General features: G+C 43.6%; 1 pseudogene. It reads left to right on the top strand.

What is annotated here, in order from left to right:
• Positions 1-266, top strand: a pseudogene (locus tag RYX56_RS22920) (vitamin-B12 independent methionine synthase); the annotation flags it as partial.

Here is a 266-nt window from a genome sequence, read left to right as displayed (position 1 = left end):
ATTTGAACAATGTCCGGATGCTGTCAGTTTCGGAGCTGCTCGAATATGTCGAAGATAAAGCAAGTTTTGAAGAAATACTTGGCACCCTGGATGTACCAGCATTTTCAATGTCAAATCCGGCTGCTATTGGAACCATTAGCCGCAAAAAGCCGCACGCTCTGGATGACTATTTATTTTTGAAAAAACATACCGATAAAGCCGTTAAAGTCGCATTGCCTGGTCCGTATCTATTAACACGGGCGATGTGGGTAGAAGGTCTATCGATG

Origin of the sequence: Alkalihalophilus lindianensis (assembly GCF_032843265.1) — a bacterium.
Taxonomy (GTDB): domain Bacteria; phylum Bacillota; class Bacilli; order Bacillales; family Bacillaceae_D; genus Alkalihalophilus; species Alkalihalophilus lindianensis.
The sequence above is the reverse complement of the archived record's forward strand: the minus strand, read 5'-3'. Positions and strand labels throughout refer to the sequence as shown.